Below are 16,988 nucleotides of genomic sequence, written 5' to 3'. Positions count from 1 at the left end.
AACGGAGCCGTTTTCCGCATTGCCTCGATGCTCGCCTCGCGACGGTTTGCACGTTTTGCCGCTTCCCGTCAGCCCTGTACGTTTACCCGTCCATCCAACAAAAAGACGTCCCGCAAACAGTGAAAAATCGCATCATGCCCTTGCTGCGTAAAGTGGATCGCGTCATAAAACCAACCGGCGAGATCCGTTCCATGTTCCCGCAAGCTCCGAATTGCGCGTTCCGCATCCGCAAGGATGAAGCGTTGCTCGGCAGCCAAACTTCGCAGCGTATCGTTGTATTCGTCGAAGCGGTGGGGAAACCCGCCGTCTTGCAGCGGTTTCTCGTATCCGTAGCTTTCGCCGCTTGCCGCCGCGACCGGGCCGCTCGTCCATACGATACATTCGCATCCGATCCGTTTCGCCTCCAGCATCATCTGTTCCATAGCCGATCTGTAGACGGGTAGCGGTATTTTGTTCGTCCAGTCGTTAATGCCGAAATTGAGGATGAGCAAATCCGGTTCGAGCGCTGCGACCCTCCGATCGAAATGATCGCGCCCTTGATAGCTTTTCCAGCCGGGCATCCCTTGATTGTATACGACCGTCTCCGGGCACGTCTGCGCAAGCCATCGTCTTAGTTGAGAAAACCAGGAGCCGTAAATGAGCTCCCAGTCGTACCCGGCTTCTTTCGCCTCCTGCCAACCGTTCGCGACGCTTCCGTAAGTCCAGCTGTCGCCATAGGCGACGACGGTAAACGCCTTTCGCTTCGGCTTCGCCGCCTTCGCCATCACGGTTCGATCAGCACCTTGATCACGATTTTTTTTACGGCTCGGGCGGTCTCCAGCCGAATGCCGGGCATATGCACGTCATGCGGAGCAAACAATGCAAAGTGCCCTTCCCGGAGCGTGAAAAAATCGCCCGACGCCGCGAACAGCGCGTAATCCCCGGTTTCGTCGTACGGATGAGTCACTTCCGTCTGCCCGATCGGGACGTAACCGAGCCTCTCGCTGCCTTCCGCCATATACTGCACGTCCAAGTATTGCCGATGCGCCTCCCAGAGCCCTTTCTCCTGCGGCTTCGTATCGTAATGCTGAACGAGCGCGTATACACGCTCGCCGTCTATTTCGTATTTGCCCGGCTCAAGCGCCCGGCAATTGCGGGTTTCAAGAAATTGCGCCGCCAGCTTTAATCGCGGGCTGACGCTTGCATATTGTCCGATATTTGCGAGCGTATCCGTAATCATGCGTTCACTCTCCCTGTCGTCTGAGATTAACGTTCTCTACGTCGTGAGTACTTTGCCGGGAACCGAATTAAACTCGCCGCTGCCCGGAACGAACGGATATTTGTTTTTGATCTCGTCGGTTAGGACAATGCCCAGCCCGGGCCGCTCCGGCGGCCATATGTGACCGCCTTCCATTCGAAACGAATCGCGGACGATGTCGCTGTGAAGTCCGGCGAAATCGGGCGGGATTTCCAATATAAGCGTATTGCCGCTGGCGAAGCCGCAATGAATGTTTTGCATCAGGCAGCCGCCCGCCCCCCAAGCATGGGTCGCGATTTTGCGCCCTTTCGCTTCCAGCATCGCCGCCACTTTCATAAATTCGCCGAGTCCGCCGGTAAAAGCCGCATCCGGCTGCCCGATTTCGAAGCAGTCGAGGTCGTTGAACAGGCTCCATTCGCAGCTTCCGGTCAAGCATTCGCCGCCGGCGATCGGAATCGTCGTTTTTTTGCGCAGCTCGGCATAGCCTGCAGCGTTCGTATAATGCAGCGGCTCCTCGAAAAACAACAGGTCGTAAGGCTCGAGCGCCTGCAGCACGAGTGCGGCCGTTTCCAGATCCCACGTCTCGGTCGGGCTGTTGCCCATATGTCCGTCGAGCATGAGCCGAACGCCGCTTCCGACGTGCCTTCGGACAAACTCCATCTTATCCGCCTCGAATTCGGCGATTTCCGTTTTCGAGCGCGGCATATGCCAGCCGCCGCGGCCCGGATCGAGACAGCCCGCGCCAAGCTTCACTCCGTCGAAGCCCAGCGACAAATAATGATCGAGCTTCGCCGCCAGCTTCTCCTTCGGATAATTGCTCGGACCTCCTGTCGCATAGCAGGGCAGCCGGTTGTGCTTCCTGCCGCCGAGCAATTCGAACACCGGCAGGCCGTACATTTTACCCTTCAAATCCCATAGCGCAGCCTCGATCCCGTTCAATGCGGCAAGGCCCATGCCGACTCTGCACCAGAAGTTGCCGCTATGGTACATGCGCTGCCACAGCTCGGCAATATGGTCCACCGTTTGTCCGAGCAGGATCGGTTTGAAGAAGTCGACGATCGTCGGTACGCTTTCCGGAAAAAAATAGCCGACGTACGTCTCGCCGATGCCGATAAGCTCCGTATCGGTCATAATCTCAATAAAGGCGGCGCTGCGCAGCTTGCGCGACTCGCTCAGGAACGGATCGTTCGTGCAGGGACCCGTCAGCAGCACCGTGCGAACATCGGTAATTTTCATAAGCCCGGCATCCTCCATGCGGCTACTGCCCAATCAGCTGGCTGGGCGTCAATTCGTTCCATAACGGCTCCCCGCTCAAATGGCGGCGAACGTTCTCCGCAAATATCGACCAGATGCGGCGTTTGAAATGCGTGCTTTGCGACGAACCGGATATATGCGGCGTCATAATGACGTTGGGAAACGTCCAGAGCGGATGCTCCGGCGGCATCGGGTAGTGGTAATGCGTATCCAGCGCCGCACCGGCGATCCATTGCTCGCGCAGCGCCCGCAGCAGCGCCTCTTCGCGAATAATCGGCCCGCGCGACGGATTAAGGACGAAAGCATGGGGCGGCAGCGTCCGCAGCTCGTTCTCCCCGATCATTCCTTCCGTCGCCTTCGTGAGCGGGACCGCGACGATCAGTGCATCCAGATCGCGCAGAAACTCCGCCTCTTGGCCGCGAACGAATACCCGGTCCGGGAGCACTCCCGGCGGATCTCCCGTGCCAGGAACGCAGTACGTATGAATGCGTTCCTTGATACGATCCCGCACGAGCACCCGAACGTCCATGCCCATCGCCTTCGCCAGCCGCGCCGTCTCCCTTCCGATCCCGCCGTAGCCCCATAGGCCGACTTTCAAGCCGCGAATCTCCGTCTGAAAACGGGCCGACCGGTCCCATATTTTCAGTTCCTGATTGCGAAACATTCCTCGCATGTCGCGCGCCAGTTGAAACAGCATCGCCATATTCCACTCCGCGATCGGAACGTCGAACACGCCCCGGGCGTTGCAAGCCCGTACGCCCCGTTCCGGCAAACCGATCCCTACGAGCTGGTTGTAGCCCACGGAGCTGATCTGGACGAACCGAAGCGCGGCGCAGTCGTCGATGTTCGTTGGCGGAAACGTGCAGAACAGCACGTTCGTCCCGTTCGCCAGCTCGCTCGGCAGCGGCTCCGGCCGCTCGCGCGGTTCGATCGTTCTCACGCTGACGCCGGTCATGCCGCGAAGCTTCTGCAAATGCTCGTCGTCCACCGGCATATCGATCAAGATGTTAAGCATGACGACCTCCCCCCGTTCCTTCCATATTCAACAAAAACGCCGTGCCTTTGTTATACCAACGGCTGCCCATCGTGTGCCCCGGATCGTCCGTGCAATAAAACTCGACCAGCGATTCGGGGTAGCCGAGCTTCCTGTTCGTATCGGCCAGCTTCGTATACAGCTTGCAGCAGCTAAGCGTGCCGACCCTCTCATCGCGATTGCCGATCGCCAGAAACAGAGGCTTGCCGGCCAGCCGATCGGCATAGCGATGAAGCATGAGCGCTTCCAACCCCGCCGCCTCCCGAATCGGGGCGAATTCGCTTAAAATCCGCCAGTCCGTTACCGGCGCGAAACCCGCCGCCCGTACGACCCTGGGGTCGGCCGCAAGCAAACGCAGCGCCATGTACGCCCCCCGCGATGCGCCGCATACCGCAATTTTGCCGGGCTGCGCGAAGCCCAGACGAATGCAGTCGTCGATGACCGCGGCGGCGTCGCGGACGAATCGTTCGAACGGATCGTCCCCGTCCAGCCAGGCGTTGCGGAATCCGTTGATGCCCTCGCCGTGCGGCCCGGTCCGTTCCCCGTGGCAAGGGATATCGAAGCTTAAAGCATAGTGGCCGTTTGCGAGAAAGCCGTCGGCGGTTGTCCGATAAGGCTCCGTCAATAAATGCGTCTTCCAGTCCGCTCCGACCGTAATCAGAAGCAGTCGCTCCTCAAGGCTGCACGGATGCTCCGGACGCCGCAGCACATATGTCAAGCTTTCGCCGCCGCGTTGCACATCGTGCTCGCTTACAAGTTCTTTGTTCGCCTCATTCATCGGTTTCGCTCCAAACGTTCCTGTTTATGCGGGCTCCGTGAGCCGCTGCGGCGATAAGGATCGCAGCGGATGTACCGGCGGCTTTCGGAGCCTCTCGTTTGCGGTCGCGCTGCTTTACTTCACCAAATACACGGCGAACACTCTTGGCTCGACCTGGTCTTGTTTTTCCAGCTTCAGGCGCATCCGGACCGTCTTCCCTGCCAGCATGCGCAGTTGATTCGTCGGCCATTCGACGATTTGATCCAAGCCGTCTTTGGATACGATACCGCCGTTCTCTCCCGAAAACTCGGGAATCGTACGGAAATGTTCGTCGGTAAATTCTACACGAATTCCTTTGGCCCCGTCGGCATTGATCATGAGCGAGAAGTGTTCGTCGGGAAACGTGATCGGCAAGGATAGTATCGAGCCTTCTTTACGACTCGGAATTAAGCCGAGCGCGCCATAGCGGTCGCGAGGCAGTATCGCAAGACCGACTTCTCCCGAATAGTCGTCCGTCACTCCTTCCGGAGTCCATGCATTCCGCCATCTGCCATGATAGATCCGCGTTTCGTCGCCTACGTTGATTATCCCGTTGGATTGACACAAAACCGTATTCAATTGCTTGCCCGGCACCGGGGTGGCGCAGCTCTCCTGCGAGCTGATGTACACATGTCCTTTTACGGGCTCCCGGAACAGCAGTCCGTCGTTGCTGATGACGATGCCGAAATCGCAAGACGTATCCGCAAACGGATTCTCGCAGTGATGCCACAATCCGTACAGGCCTACCGATACGTTGTCATATACGATCGGAGCCACGCCGAGATGCACCTGGTCATAATTTTTCCGTGTGCCGCGTTCTGAAGGAGCTTGATTTTCGAGAAGCCGGAAAGAATCGACGCCCTCCTTCAACCAGTTGTCGAAATCGGTTGAAATCCATGCGGTGGCCTGTCTCCCTAACGGAGCGCCGCCCTCGCTTCTTCGTTCGCCGCTTAACGCCTGACCGTTAATGACATAGAGTCCGTTCACCTTGTAAAAAGACGAATGCTCCAGCGCCTCGTCAATCATCCCCATCTTGCCGGCTGTCCAATGAATGCCGTCCGGGCTCGTAGCCGTGCGTGACGTATGCGAGCGTCCGATTGTGCCGGTGTTATAGATGTACGTGTAAACCATCTTGTATCGCCGATTCGGATCGGGATCGTCCTCGTCCTTGATGACCGCCGGAGCATGGACAAACGCTTCCGGCAAATCGATTCCGTTGTTATTTCGATTGCCTTTGTAGAGCAGCTGACCCAAGTTCGGCTTTACCCAGTCGATTCCGTTATCGCTTTCCGCGTAACAGATCGGCCCCGACATAATGCCTCCGAGCGATGCGTTCGTTTTTTTCCGGTGCAGTTCAAGCTCCTGCGCAGGCATATCGGGATTAATGTCGAGCGACATCCCGAGATACCACATCCGGTATTTCCCTTCGTCGTACAAGACCGTTCCGTAAAAGTGCGCGGCTAACGAATCGGGGGCATCGGGCCTCTCCGAACGGGCCAGTACCGGCCGCTCGATGATTTCGGGCTTGCTCATATAATGGCAAACGCCGTTTTTCAGCGGAAAGTAGTGATCGTCCATTGCGAACAAGACCGGTCGCTCGGATGCGACTCCAATCGTTTTGAATTGAAACACGGGCAAGACCGCCTCTCCATAGATTCGATTACGCATTGAATACATCCTAATGGGATAGCGCAGACAGTTGACGATACGCTTTCCTTTCGTGATACAATTGGGGAAAATTCGCACCTCGACTCGAACGTACAAGGAGGTAGCATGTTGACGACTGCGCCCAATCCCGCTCCAGTAATCTGGGATCAGCTGAACATCAAGGTACGTCTCGGTCCGCTGCTGTTCGATATTTTGCTCGACAGCAACATTTATCCGATGAAGATTGTCCGGAACAAGAAACATAATCATGCGGCGATCGAGCTGCAATTCATCGATTCCGGCGTCGGTACACTTGTGATGGAAGACCGCGAACAGCATCTTGAATCCGGTTCCATTCATATGATCGGTCAGCACATTTTCCACTCGTTCGAGCCCGATCCGGCGATACCCGGAGAACGTTCGACATTTCGTTTCACCTTTCAGGACGTTCCGTCCGCGGACCCCGGCTTTCCGCAGGAGGAAGCCGATCAGATCAAAGCGGCGTTGTCCCGGCTCACGTACTGCCGGCTAACCGATCCGGTCCGCAATCGCGCAATGTTCCGCATGCTGGCCGAAGCGCGCACGGAGATTGAGAACCAATCCGTGGGCTCCTATTCGAAAGTGCTAAGCCTGTTTGCGCAGCTGATCATCGAGCTCGTGAGAGGCATTCAGACGGAGCATCAGACACCGCCTGCTGCGTATACGATGCCGCGCAAGGACAAGTACGATCAATGGTCGCGTCTGATCGACGCTTTTTTTGCCAATTGCCAGAAGGAGCTTACGCTCGAGATGCTGGCCGAAACGCTGAACCTGAGCACGAAGCAAACGCACCGGCTGCTCAAAAAGCATTTCAATACGTCGTTCAAGCACAAGCTCATGCACACGCGGGTGGAAGTCGCCAAAGATTTGCTGCGGACGAGCAAGCTCTCCATCGAACGAATCGCCGGCGAAGTCGGCTATTCCTCGACTCAATACTTTTGCCACCTGTTTCAACAAAAGACCGGCATGACCCCCTCGGAATACCGTTACATGGAGTTAGGCGAGCATACGGCTTCTATCGGCAATTGATACGGCAACGGACGACGGTTTGTCACCTCCCGGACGGCTTTAAACGAACGCTTACCGTTAGTTTCACGAAGCGGTGGCTTTTATTTTGCCGTTTCGTGTAATCCAAGTGTAGCGGTGGAACGCAACCGGCAACAATAAGATGAGCGGACATCTTTCTCCGGATGTTGTCTTTATAGAGGAACTGCCCGTGACCGAGCTTGCTCGGTATACGCAAAAAAGGATACATGCGCTTGATCAGGGATCAAGGCGGTGTATCCTTAAAAGCGCATCATAACGAAGCCTCGGATTGTATGGAAGGCATTGCTGTTACGGAATAAAAGTCCGTTATGTCCGTGAGATTGGCAGGAACCGCCCCTTTTGGCGGAGTAGAATTCCGCTATTAAGGGCAGAACGATCCCTCGGGACGAATAATCGCATTTGTAACGGAATTGGATTCCGCTACCGTTTTCCGATACTTTGTCTTTCAACGAATGATTGACACGACACGGTATCGTGAACGAAGCCGGCCGTCATTCCGGCCGGCTCCTTGGCTTTGAACGCCCGATTACTGTACAAGCTTTTAGCCGGGAAGTTGGATGTCAGGCCAACCGCTTACTTCGCACTGGCCGTATTCATTATCACCCACGGCAACCATCGTGCCGTCCGATTTAAGGCCGATAGTATGGCGCAACCCGCCGCAACCGCCACCATATCGCGCCAGTCGTTTACATTGCATTGGCCATATTTATTGTCACCCGCAGCCGTTACCGTTCCGTCCGACTTCAGATCGACGGTATGACGACGACCCGCCGCAATGGTAACTTTAGGCCGCCGTTTCATCTGTAACGCCGCTTTGTTCGGTGAAATGCAATCCATCGTGTACCTCCTCGAAAACAAGTCCCTTTGCGTCTCCGCGATTGCGCGGTCCCGATCATGGGGCATTGCATCTCCTCTTTCCCGGATCATAGCGATTCGGATACGGGATTTCAACATACTGCTGCGAATTTGCACGGAAATGTTTCTCTGAGGGAAGTGTTCATCCCAAGCCAAAGCGACGCAAGCTTTCCGAAGCGGAAGATGGTCGATCGGGAGCCACGCTTGCTTGACGCATTCAGCCGTTACAACAGTTCGATGTACCCTTCTGTTCCGTGCACGCGAATTCGTTGCCCGTCTTTAATCAGTTTGGTGGCATTCTCCACCCCGACAATTGCCGGCAAGCCATATTCACGGGCGATAACCGCTCCGTGGGTCATCAGTCCGCCAACTTCGGTGACTAGACCTTTTATGGAAACGAACAAGGGTGTCCAGCTGGGATCGGTAAAGGAGGTGACTAATATATCGCCATCCTCTAGATCGGCCTCTTCCATGTGCAAGATGACACGGGCGCGCCCTTCAATAACTCCTGCAGAAACAGGCAGACCTACGATAGCATCGGCCGGGAGATTTTCTCGTTTGTACGCACCTGCGATAATTTCGCCATCAGACGTGATGACACGCGGCGGGGTTAGCTTTTCGTAACCTTTGTACTCGTCTTTACGTTTGTCGATAATCCGGTAATCCAGTTTCTTTGTGCGTACGACCTCGTGAAGTTCTTCGAACGTGAGGTAAAATATGTCTTCTTTTTCATGAATAACGCCCGCTTGCACGAGTTGTTCGGCTTCCTTCAGCAAAGCCTGCTTATAAACGAAGTAACGATGAACCATGCCGTATTTGGGATATTCCCGATAACCGATGAAATTCCGGATTAGGTCGATCATTCGTTTTGTTTCTTTCGCTTTTTGTTCGCCATCCGGTAATTGCTTCAATCGGTCTAATAACTCTTGTTCTTTTTTCAACGCTTCCCGTCGCCCTTGCTCAAATTTCCGATTGCCTGCATTCGGCTCGAAGTTTTTGATATTACTGAGAATCATGGGAACAAGCACAGTTGGTTTTTCGCTCCAGCGAGTTCTCGAAATATCGATTTCTCCGGTACATCGCATTCCGTATTTGCTGAGATAATCGTCGATCGCGTCCCGGGCTTCCTGTCCGCCCTCAAACTTGACCAGTTCATCCATAAAGTTCTCATCTTTGACATGCTGCAAATAATCAATGACTTCCGGATAAGGACGAATCGCATCTGCGACATCCAATAGCGCCAGACCCATTTCCGAAGTAATATTGTTTGGTACGGATTGAGAAAGCGTGTCCGCCGCGTTTTGTTCACCCAACCACATGTACATTTTTTCATTGATCCATGCTGAAGCATTCATAGCGGCCATAATCACACCCGAACTTTGCGGGTGAAATAAAATCTTCTTTAATTGCTGGATATCCTCCAAAATAAAATCCAATAAATCCGATCCGGATTTCGTCCGGATGTTTTGTTTTAACTGTTCTATCGATGTTTGACTGCGCTTAATCAGATCGGAAACGATTGTCGGATCGTTATCGATCGGTGCTTGAGAACCCGCTGGCGGCATCGCTTCCTTGCGTTTACCGGCACCTTGTTCGTTATTATCGCTTGGCGACGATTTTATAAAATCGCCTCGCTCAACTATGGTCATAAGTGCATCTCTTGTGAGCGGATCGGACTTTCCCAGCGTATTTATTATGGTTTCTCTGCCGACAGGCGAAGCCAGCATAGGCGTAACATCGACAAACAACCTTCCGCCGGCTTTACGCATGGGGGCGTTAGTCGTTAACAGGAAAAAAGACAATCCCAACGGTTTCATGGGGTCGGTCATCATTTGTTGATGGCCGACGGATACGTAAACGCGGTTTTCTTGATCGTTCGCTTCTGGGATCGGGAATAAAGTCGTGATTGGCCGACTCTGGACTATATAAAACGTATCATCGACCAAGCACCATTCGATATCTTGTGGGCAGCCCATGTACGCTTCGATCTGTCTTCCGATGCGTGCCAGCCGTAAAATTTGCCGGTCGGTAAGGGTTTGAGTCTTTTGCCGATTCGGATCGATCTGCCGTGTCTCCGTTCCGCCTTCTTTTCGGCTATGGATAGCCAATTGTTTGGTTGCGATCCTCTTATCGACGATTTCCCCTTCCCGAACCCGATAACAATCGGCGGATACCAAGCCGGAGACCAGCGCCTCTCCAAGTCCGAAACTGGCATCGATGGTTAGCAGCTTTCGGTTGGACGTAATCGGATCGGCGGTAAATACTATTCCTGAAGCCTGCGGGAAAACCATCCTTTGAACGATAACGGATATATAAACTTGACTGTGGTCGACCCCGTTTTGCATACGGTAGACGACCGCGCGATCCGTAAACAGGGAAGCCCAACATTTGCTGATATGGCGCAAGATCGCTTCTTTGCCGATTATATTTAAATAGGTGTCTTGTTGACCGGCAAAAGAGGCATGCGGTAAATCTTCAGCCGTTGCGCTGGAGCGCACTGCATAAGCATGCTTCTCGCCAAACCGGGAGAGATAGTGCGCAACAGCATCAACGACATCGGGAGGAATTTTTGCTTCCATAACGGTTTGTCGGATCTTCCTGCCGATTTCGCCGATTTGATCCCGATCTTCTACGTTTAGCATGGATAGCCGATCCAACAAAGCATGATACGTTTCGTTTTGTTCGATGGCTTTTTGATATCCCGCTGTCGTAACACAAAATCCTTCCGGTACGTGTATTCCTTCGATTTTTGATAATATCCCTAAATGTAACCCTTTTCCGCCAACGAGCGAAAGCTGCGCTTTGTCCATTTCCTGAAAATCGAGAACCAAAGAACTCATTCCACATCTCCCCTAACCAATAAGTTGATAAAAAACATTTGACAAGAGCTTTCCCGGCATGGTACACTTAAAGTGTAAGATGAGATAAATGTGTCCAAGTAACATTAAACAGTCGTGACCTGATTATATCATCATGTCTGTTTGTGTGCAATAAAAAAGAACCCGGCAGAAAACCTGTCCAGGTTCTTTTTTTGATTGCTTCAGAAAGAGTTTCCCGTTATTGTTAATCCAGCTTTGATCCCAAGACCGTCCTCATAAAAGACGAAGGTCCATTTGATATTTTCCACTTGAAAACGCGACGTCCCCAAAGGTTTGCTCGAAAACGCGATTTCGCGTTCTTCTTTCAATATTCGGTTCACATAATCAGCTTGTTCGAGTCGGTTAAGGCGGACCAAAGCTTCTCGATCGAGGTCTTAAATAAAAATCCATAGATAACGTTAAGCTCATTCTTCTTCCTCCTCTAATAGTCGGTTCAAGCGCAGCATTTTCGTACTCCAGAACTTGCTGTAGAAAGCTACCCAATCTTGAATTTCACGGAGCGGTGCGGCGTTTAGTCTGAATCGCGTTTCCCTGCCGACTTTTCGGTCAAGGACCAGTCCGGCCTCTTTCAGGATTGTCAAATGCTTGGAAACCGCCGTACGGCCCATTTGAAAATGTATCGTTAACTCATGCAGAGGCAGCTCCTCCGCCTCAGCCAATAAGTGAATCAATCGACGCCTGGTCGGGTCTGCGATCGCGTCAAACACATCACGCAGCTGGTTGTTCTCGCTCATAGCACCCACTCCAAAACTTTAACGTTCCGAACCGGAAATTTATTGATGGTGCGGAGGGCCAGTTTTACCTCCCCCTTCTTGCATGTTTCGGCTATTCGGACGAAGCGCCCACGAATTTCTTCCTCATCATTGTTTCCGAACGTTCCTGATGACTAACCGAAAATCGGACACTATTTGGTGTCGGTTCGATTATAGGACGCCGCTTGGTGTCATGTCAACGATATTTTATATAATGATGGCCGGCACATCCCGCACGTCGTGGAGGTTTCGCTGAATCCAAAACGGAAAATCGTACGGATGCGAATACTTGTGCATCGATTTGATTCTCATAACGACACCCCGGAAAGACGTTTGGCGACGCGGACATGTTTTCGCGTATTATTTCGAGGAAGCCGAAGCATCGTCTGAATAGGCATCCCGTCGGCAGCGGAAGCTAGGAACGAACCGCGATTGATCATAAAAGGAAAGGATGAGCAGGATGAAGCACGACGACCGTAAAGAACAAGGAAAGGCGCCCGACGCGGGCTTGACCGCCAAAGTAGTTGCGGATATGCCCGAAGATGAGAAAATGCGGGAACGGCTTGAAGAGCACAAACAGAACGACGGCTTCCCCGGATCGTGCGGAGGAGTTTAATATGTGACGCCGTTTGGCGCCAAAAAGGGACGGTATCCGGACGTCTTCGGACGCGGATGCCGTTTTTTTTCATTTCTGCCGCCGTCCTCTTTAGTTCCCCCTCGCGTCCAAGGCCTCTACCATTAGAGATTTTTAATCGTTTCCATTATAATTATAGCGATTTCCTATCGAATGCCGCTCCCCGGGAGGCGACCTATGGAACTAAAGCAATTGGAATATTTTATGGCCGTATGCCGGGAGCTTCATTTTACCCGCGCCGCCGAGAAGCTCGGCATCGCCCAGCCGTCGTTGAGCCAGCAAATTCGTCTGCTCGAGCACGAAATCGGCACTCCCTTGTTCGATCGCATCGGCAAACGGACCGTCTTGACCGAAGCGGGTAAATTATTGCTCCATCACAGTTATAACGTGTTTCACGAGCTACCGCAGGCGCGCGCAGCCATCGGCGAGCTGCAAGGCTTGAAAAGAGGAACGTTAAAGATCGGCGCGCTTCTGACGGTCGTCCATTATTTGCTTCCGTCCACCGTTATCCGGTTCAACAATAGCTATCCAGACGTCGAGCTGTCCGTGCTCGGCATGCGAACCGGAGATATTATCGAAGGACTGCTGCAAAACGGGCTCGATTTGGGCATCGTCTTTTTGCCTTTGGAGCACAACGATCTCGAAGCGATCCCTTTATTCAAGCAAAATTTGGCGCTTGCCGCGTCTTGCGACCATTCCGTCGCAAACGAACCGTTCGTCACGCTGGATATATTGCGACAAACTCCCCGCGTGCTACTGCCAGGCAGCTATTTCTTGCGCAAGCTTATCAACGAGCAATGCCGCGCTCTTGGCTTCGCGCCGCAGCGGGTCATCGAGATGACGACCTTGGAATCGATCATCCATATGGTCGGCCATGGCGCCGGCGTTACGATATTGCCAAAAGGCTACCTCGACTATATCGGCAGCGAGCGGGTTCGAACGATACCGATTCGGAAGCCGGAGCTTACGACCCAAATCGGCCTTGTATACCGGAAAAACAAATATTTGTGCGCGGCGAGCCAGGTATTTATGGAGCAGCTGCTTGCGACGGTCAAAGGCGACAATTACGACTGAAGCGCCTCCGGCCGCTTTATGCGAGCCACTCCGGCAGCGGAAATAGCCATGCGGGAGCCGGAATAACTGTCGCGACTGCGTTTCGTTTCAGACCTTGTGGGAAGGAGTATGGTCGGGGCATTGCTTCAAGGAAGATTCGTGAGACATATAAGATTGCACGAGCCGGCAATAATGTGGCGTTGCCGCATCGCCGACATCAGGGCGGAAATGGATGCAGCCCACCGTTCGAGCTTCGCGGCTTCTTCCTCTCCTTTCGGCGTTAGCCGAAGCAGCGTCACTCTGCGATCCTCGGGCTTGTGCGCTTTGACGATCAGCCCTTTGTCCGCCAAGACGTTGATCGTTTTGACCGCGGTCACATGGGTCGTTCCGATCACATCGGCAAAATGGCCTACGGTAGCCGCATCGGCCCGGGTATGCAAACAAAAAAGGAGCGCTTGCACTTGTACGGGCGAAAACCCGACGGCGTCGCTGTCGGCCTGCGTCACTTTTTTAACCGCCTGCGACAAACGGAACAAAGCCATGCCGATGCGCGAGGAACGATTCTCCTTTCGGTCCCGGGGGTCGAATAGCATAGATGCCGCACCTTCCATCCATCCTTGTCTTTCTTATCATTTCGATTGGAAAAACCGATGGTTCCCGCCATCAATCGGTAACGATACTCTCCGCTGCTTTCCAACGTTACGGACCATTCATCGATACGTTTGCACACGACAAAAAACCCTCAGCACCGATTGTAGGGCTAGGGTTTGCGAGATAATCCGTTCGATTCGATTTGCGGTCCTATTGCCTCAAACACTGTTAATCTCGGTTCCTAAGTCCTCCATAAATTGTTTTGTGCGTTCCGTAAGACTGGGATCGCTTGGAGCCTTTACCGTTGCCTTTCCGTCCAAAACGATCGGCACTTCGGCATCATTCGTTTTATTTTGAACGTCAGATCGGTTAACCGCATGATGTTCGTTTTTTTCCATTGTGGTCTCCTTTGTTTTATACAAGATAAACAGTATTGTTCCGATATCCCAATCCTTTATGCATACGGACTTTCATTTGTGATGCTTTCACGCGTGTCGTTTTAGAATGTGATTGGTACGGTCGCAAATGATGAACACGGACGTTAGCCCGTTGTGTTTTTGTCCCCTTTGTATTCTAAAAGATCTCCGGGCTGACATTCCAGAGCCTCACATATCGCCTCTAAAGTTGATAAACGAATCGCTTTTGCCTTCCCGTTCTTCAAAATGGAAAGATTGGCCATCGTGATCCCGACCCTCTCCGAAAGCTCTGTAACGCTCATTTTCCTTTTTGCCAGCATCACGTCAATATTGATGATGATCGCCACGTTATTCACCTCAGATCGTTAGATCGTTTTCTGATTTTATATCTATGGCATGTTTTAAAAGTTTTTGAAGAACGGCTGCAAAGACCGCAATCACCATTGAAGCAAAAATTACGACCAATCCGAGCGCCAGAAGACCCGGGGCGTCGTCTTCTTCCGCGATAAGAAGCAGGAACGGAGTAACTGCCGCATACAGGACAGCGATCGTGATTGCACAGTACTTGATTGTTTTTAGAGCTCTTACGGATAGTTCCGAGAAGGCAATGTTTTTGTCAATGTAGCCCAATAGCCGCAAAGCCTGGTATAAAGCAAGGAAAAACGGTATTGCCGAAACATACATCACGATTATTACGGGATATACCCAATAAGACGGAAAAACCCCGGCTGCATCTTTCGCTATCGAAGGCAGCCATAGGATACACACAGCAAGAATCGGAATTCCAATGAGAAAAACAGTCAGCTTTAAAAACAGTGTTGATCCTCGTACCATACCTTACACCTCACTTCGTTATCTTCATATTGAAAGTAACATAAAATATATCGATTTACAATATATTTTGATTGTTATACAATGTGTTCAGGTTGGTCCGCTTACGAAATCCAGCCATTACTTCTTAGAAAGGGAGAAGCTTATGCGAAGACGCTTATGGCATGCCCTGCGGCAGCTGGTACGCTTCGGCTGGCAGCAAGCGCTGTCCTGCGTTTTTCCCGTTGTCATCTTTGCCTCCCTGGCTCTGACCAAACTCATCCCTCTGCCTTGGCTGCCCCGTTACGACTGGCTTCTTATCGTTTGTCTGGCCATGCAGGTATGGATGCTGCGCTCCGGGCTTGAAACGCGCGACGAGCTGAAAGTGATCACCGTTTTTCACTTGATCGGCTTGGCTCTGGAACTGTTCAAGGTGCGCATGGGGTCCTGGTCGTACCCGGAAGAAGGCTGGACGAAAGTGGGCGGAGTCCCGCTCTATAGCGGATTTATGTATGCCAGTGTGGCCAGCTACCTGTGCCAAGCGTGGCGGCGCCTGAAGGTCGACCTTGTTCGTTGGCCTCCGTTTTGGCTGGTTACTCCTCTTGCGGCTTGCATTTACTTGAATTTCTTCACCCACCATTATTGGATCGACATTCGCTGGGGGCTGTTCGCTTTGGTGCTTATTGTATTCGGGCGAACCTGGGTTGCCTTTGAGGTCGGCCATCATCGGTACCGGATGCCGCTTACCGTTTCGTTCGTGCTGATCGGCTTTTTTATTTGGATTGCGGAAAATATCGCCACCTTCTTTAGCGCGTGGGAATACCCGGATCAAGCCGATGCTTGGCGTCTCGTCCATGTCGGTAAAGTCAGCTCCTGGCTTCTGCTCGTCATCGTCAGCTTTCTGATCGTGGCCGCGTTGAAACAATTCAAGGAAAAGCGCTTTGTGGTTGAAAGGGATATCCGCCCCCCTTTTTACAACTGAAGCTCCGTCCTCCTGCCTAATGCCAAAAGAAAAAACTGCCGCGCTGTCGCGACAGTTTTTTCGGTCATCGTTGGAATCTTCCCGTCCGGATGTGAACTACTTGCTCTTCTGCGATTTCAAATAGTTGCTGAACGATTCCTGCGCTTCCCGCAGCGCGGTGTTCAGATCGGCATTGCCGCTCAAATATGTTTCGAAGGAGGTAGAGATCGTCTGTCGGCCGGTATTGAAATGGGCCGACATCGCCTTGCCCGGAACGGGTTTCGGATTGCCTTTCATCCAGTCCATGGTTCATGATTACATAATGATTGTTATGTTAACTATTTGATCTTTTCCTTCGTTTTCCGCATCTCCCCACAATAACAGCTTGAGGAATATTCATAGATAAAGTAACGAACCCTCCTCCCCGTTTGTCTAGCCGAGTGCAGGATGAGCGCAAACAGTTGGCTTGCGAAACGTAACGGACGCCACGGCGCTTATTTCGCGAAAATCGGCCGTTTTCCAATCGTAACGGACACCACTGCGCTTATTTGCCTTGAACCGCCGTCCAAAAGGGGGTTTTTCGCCAAATAGATGCGCCTATGTCCGTTAGAAAATAAATAGGCCGAAATGAGGCTCATTAGCGGCCGCCATGTCCGTTAGACATTTGGAACTTGGGTCCGTCACGCCGCCCTCTCATGCTCGCCCCTCTTCAACTCCCGACGACGCCGGCGCAGGTCCTACGAGCCGGTATCGCCGTGTCCCGACCACCGGCAGCGGAGCGGGAGCGAGATGGAAATGCTCCCGCTATTTTCGGTCGTTCCCCGTTTCCGGGCAAAACAACGGGAAAACGTCCCGCTAATGTCGTCCAAACACCACTTTTCGCCGGTACTACGCTATTTTATCGGGAGCTTTTCCAGGTATTTCGAAACGATGCCGATAGGAGAGCGAGTTAACAGGAGGTTTTCCCGTTCTTCTCGATATTCG

General features: G+C 52.7%; 17 protein-coding genes and 3 pseudogenes. 4 read left to right on the top strand and 16 right to left on the bottom strand.

Going from position 1 to position 16,988, the window contains the following annotated elements:
* Positions 1-68: 68 nt before the first annotated feature.
* From PV407_RS03255 to PV407_RS03230, 6 genes are all read right to left on the bottom strand, one after another.
* Positions 69-764, bottom strand: coding sequence for an SGNH/GDSL hydrolase family protein (locus PV407_RS03255; RefSeq protein WP_332088477.1), 696 nt, complete (start codon positions 762-764; stop codon positions 69-71).
* Positions 764-1,219 carry a YhcH/YjgK/YiaL family protein gene (locus tag PV407_RS03250; RefSeq protein ID WP_332088430.1) on the bottom strand — a complete coding sequence of 152 codons (456 nt, stop codon included), beginning with the start codon at positions 1,217-1,219 and terminating at the stop codon, positions 764-766. The genes PV407_RS03255 and PV407_RS03250 overlap by 1 nt, the downstream gene beginning before the upstream one ends.
* Positions 1,220-1,255: 36 nt before the next feature.
* Positions 1,256-2,473 carry a mandelate racemase/muconate lactonizing enzyme family protein gene (locus PV407_RS03245; protein ID WP_332088429.1) on the bottom strand — a complete coding sequence of 406 codons (1,218 nt, stop codon included), beginning with the start codon at positions 2,471-2,473 and terminating at the stop codon, positions 1,256-1,258.
* 22 nt (positions 2,474-2,495) lie between these two features.
* The gene (locus PV407_RS03240) at positions 2,496-3,506 is read right to left on the bottom strand and encodes a D-2-hydroxyacid dehydrogenase (RefSeq protein ID WP_332088428.1); all 1,011 of its coding nucleotides are present in this window, start codon (positions 3,504-3,506) and stop codon (positions 2,496-2,498) included.
* Complete coding sequence (locus tag PV407_RS03235; RefSeq protein WP_332088427.1) at positions 3,499-4,302, bottom strand: alpha/beta hydrolase family protein; 804 nt, start codon at positions 4,300-4,302, stop codon at positions 3,499-3,501. The genes PV407_RS03240 and PV407_RS03235 overlap by 8 nt, the downstream gene beginning before the upstream one ends.
* A gap of 114 nt (positions 4,303-4,416) precedes the next feature.
* Complete coding sequence (locus PV407_RS03230) at positions 4,417-6,342, bottom strand: hypothetical protein (RefSeq protein ID WP_332088426.1); 1,926 nt, start codon at positions 6,340-6,342, stop codon at positions 4,417-4,419.
* Between PV407_RS03230 and PV407_RS03225 the strand changes: the two genes are divergently transcribed.
* Positions 6,283-7,035, top strand: a complete 753-nt coding sequence (locus PV407_RS03225) for a helix-turn-helix transcriptional regulator (RefSeq protein ID WP_442951618.1) — start codon at positions 6,283-6,285, stop codon at positions 7,033-7,035. The genes PV407_RS03230 and PV407_RS03225 overlap by 60 nt on opposite strands.
* A 559-nt stretch (positions 7,036-7,594) precedes the next feature.
* Here the strand turns inward: PV407_RS03225 and PV407_RS03220 are convergent.
* From PV407_RS03220 to PV407_RS03205, 5 genes and pseudogenes are all read right to left on the bottom strand, one after another.
* Positions 7,595-7,836 (bottom strand): annotated as a pseudogene (locus PV407_RS03220) (chromosome condensation regulator); the annotation flags it as partial.
* 296 nt (positions 7,837-8,132) lie between these two features.
* Positions 8,133-10,748 carry a phosphoenolpyruvate synthase gene (ppsA, locus tag PV407_RS03215; protein WP_332088424.1) on the bottom strand — a complete coding sequence of 872 codons (2,616 nt, stop codon included), beginning with the start codon at positions 10,746-10,748 and terminating at the stop codon, positions 8,133-8,135.
* Between the two features lie 218 nt (positions 10,749-10,966).
* Positions 10,967-11,122, bottom strand: a pseudogene (locus tag PV407_RS03210) (phage tail protein); the annotation flags it as partial.
* A pseudogene (locus tag PV407_RS29495) lies at positions 11,113-11,195 on the bottom strand (SRPBCC family protein); the annotation flags it as partial. The pseudogenes PV407_RS29495 and PV407_RS03210, both read right to left, overlap by 10 nt.
* Entirely contained in the window at positions 11,192-11,521 is a 330-nt protein-coding gene (locus PV407_RS03205; RefSeq protein ID WP_332088423.1) for an ArsR/SmtB family transcription factor, read from the bottom strand. The gene PV407_RS03205 and the pseudogene PV407_RS29495, both read right to left, overlap by 4 nt.
* 478 nt (positions 11,522-11,999) lie before the next feature.
* Between PV407_RS03205 and PV407_RS03200 the strand changes: the two genes are divergently transcribed.
* Together PV407_RS03200 and PV407_RS03195 are read left to right on the top strand one after the other, a co-directional pair.
* Positions 12,000-12,155, top strand: coding sequence for a hypothetical protein (locus PV407_RS03200; protein WP_332088422.1), 156 nt, complete (start codon positions 12,000-12,002; stop codon positions 12,153-12,155).
* Between the two features lie 195 nt (positions 12,156-12,350).
* Positions 12,351-13,247 (top strand): LysR family transcriptional regulator, encoded by an 897-nt coding sequence (locus tag PV407_RS03195; RefSeq protein ID WP_332088421.1) that lies wholly within the window; start codon positions 12,351-12,353, stop codon positions 13,245-13,247.
* 125 nt (positions 13,248-13,372) lie between these two features.
* Here the strand turns inward: PV407_RS03195 and PV407_RS03190 are convergent, their stop codons facing one another.
* The 4 genes from PV407_RS03190 to PV407_RS03175 all read right to left on the bottom strand — a co-directional run bounded on the left by PV407_RS03190 (position 13,373) and on the right by PV407_RS03175 (position 15,067).
* The gene (locus PV407_RS03190) at positions 13,373-13,819 is read right to left on the bottom strand and encodes a MarR family winged helix-turn-helix transcriptional regulator (RefSeq protein ID WP_332088420.1); all 447 of its coding nucleotides are present in this window, start codon (positions 13,817-13,819) and stop codon (positions 13,373-13,375) included.
* 216 nt (positions 13,820-14,035) lie between these two features.
* On the bottom strand, positions 14,036-14,215 hold the full coding sequence (locus PV407_RS03185) for a hypothetical protein (RefSeq protein ID WP_332088419.1): 180 nt from the start codon (positions 14,213-14,215) through the stop codon (positions 14,036-14,038).
* 143 nt (positions 14,216-14,358) lie between these two features.
* Positions 14,359-14,580, bottom strand: coding sequence for a helix-turn-helix domain-containing protein (locus PV407_RS03180; RefSeq protein WP_332088418.1), 222 nt, complete (start codon positions 14,578-14,580; stop codon positions 14,359-14,361).
* Positions 14,581-14,590: 10 nt separating this feature from the next.
* On the bottom strand, positions 14,591-15,067 hold the full coding sequence (locus tag PV407_RS03175; RefSeq protein WP_332088417.1) for a DUF2975 domain-containing protein: 477 nt from the start codon (positions 15,065-15,067) through the stop codon (positions 14,591-14,593).
* A gap of 142 nt (positions 15,068-15,209) precedes the next feature.
* On the opposite strand from PV407_RS03175, the gene PV407_RS03170 reads away from it, so the two are divergent.
* The gene (locus PV407_RS03170; RefSeq protein WP_332088416.1) at positions 15,210-16,025 is read left to right on the top strand and encodes a DUF817 domain-containing protein; all 816 of its coding nucleotides are present in this window, start codon (positions 15,210-15,212) and stop codon (positions 16,023-16,025) included.
* A gap of 96 nt (positions 16,026-16,121) precedes the next feature.
* Here PV407_RS03170 and PV407_RS03165 read toward each other — a convergent pair whose 3' ends face one another.
* Positions 16,122-16,310: a hypothetical protein gene (locus PV407_RS03165; protein ID WP_332088415.1), complete on the bottom strand. Its 189-nt coding sequence runs from the start codon at positions 16,308-16,310 to the stop codon at positions 16,122-16,124.
* Positions 16,311-16,988 lie beyond the last annotated feature (678 nt).

Origin of the sequence: Paenibacillus sp. GYB003, assembly GCF_036577625.1 — a bacterium.
In the GTDB taxonomy this organism is placed as follows: domain Bacteria; phylum Bacillota; class Bacilli; order Paenibacillales; family NBRC-103111; genus Paenibacillus_AB.
This window is presented reverse-complemented; position numbering and strand designations above follow the sequence as displayed.

What these genes read in the sequence shown, in the direction of transcription:
- PV407_RS03255 (WP_332088477.1), bottom strand. Translation starts at nt 764, where the DNA reads ATGGCGAAGGCGGCGAAGCCGAAGCGAAAGGCGTTTACCGTCGTCGCC.
- PV407_RS03250 (WP_332088430.1), bottom strand. Translation starts at nt 1,219, where the DNA reads ATGATTACGGATACGCTCGCAAATATCGGACAATATGCAAGCGTCAGC.
- PV407_RS03245 (WP_332088429.1), bottom strand. Translation starts at nt 2,473, where the DNA reads ATGAAAATTACCGATGTTCGCACGGTGCTGCTGACGGGTCCCTGCACG.
- PV407_RS03240 (WP_332088428.1), bottom strand. Translation starts at nt 3,506, where the DNA reads ATGCTTAACATCTTGATCGATATGCCGGTGGACGACGAGCATTTGCAG.
- PV407_RS03235 (WP_332088427.1), bottom strand. Translation starts at nt 4,302, where the DNA reads ATGAATGAGGCGAACAAAGAACTTGTAAGCGAGCACGATGTGCAACGC.
- ppsA (WP_332088424.1), bottom strand. Translation starts at nt 10,748, where the DNA reads ATGAGTTCTTTGGTTCTCGATTTTCAGGAAATGGACAAAGCGCAGCTT.
- PV407_RS03205 (WP_332088423.1), bottom strand. Translation starts at nt 11,521, where the DNA reads ATGAGCGAGAACAACCAGCTGCGTGATGTGTTTGACGCGATCGCAGAC.
- PV407_RS03200 (WP_332088422.1), top strand. Translation starts at nt 12,000, where the DNA reads ATGAAGCACGACGACCGTAAAGAACAAGGAAAGGCGCCCGACGCGGGC.
- PV407_RS03195 (WP_332088421.1), top strand. Translation starts at nt 12,351, where the DNA reads ATGGAACTAAAGCAATTGGAATATTTTATGGCCGTATGCCGGGAGCTT.
- PV407_RS03190 (WP_332088420.1), bottom strand. Translation starts at nt 13,819, where the DNA reads ATGCTATTCGACCCCCGGGACCGAAAGGAGAATCGTTCCTCGCGCATC.
- PV407_RS03185 (WP_332088419.1), bottom strand. Translation starts at nt 14,215, where the DNA reads ATGGAAAAAAACGAACATCATGCGGTTAACCGATCTGACGTTCAAAAT.
- PV407_RS03175 (WP_332088417.1), bottom strand. Translation starts at nt 15,067, where the DNA reads ATGGTACGAGGATCAACACTGTTTTTAAAGCTGACTGTTTTTCTCATT.
- PV407_RS03170 (WP_332088416.1), top strand. Translation starts at nt 15,210, where the DNA reads ATGCGAAGACGCTTATGGCATGCCCTGCGGCAGCTGGTACGCTTCGGC.
- PV407_RS03165 (WP_332088415.1), bottom strand. Translation starts at nt 16,310, where the DNA reads ATGGACTGGATGAAAGGCAATCCGAAACCCGTTCCGGGCAAGGCGATG.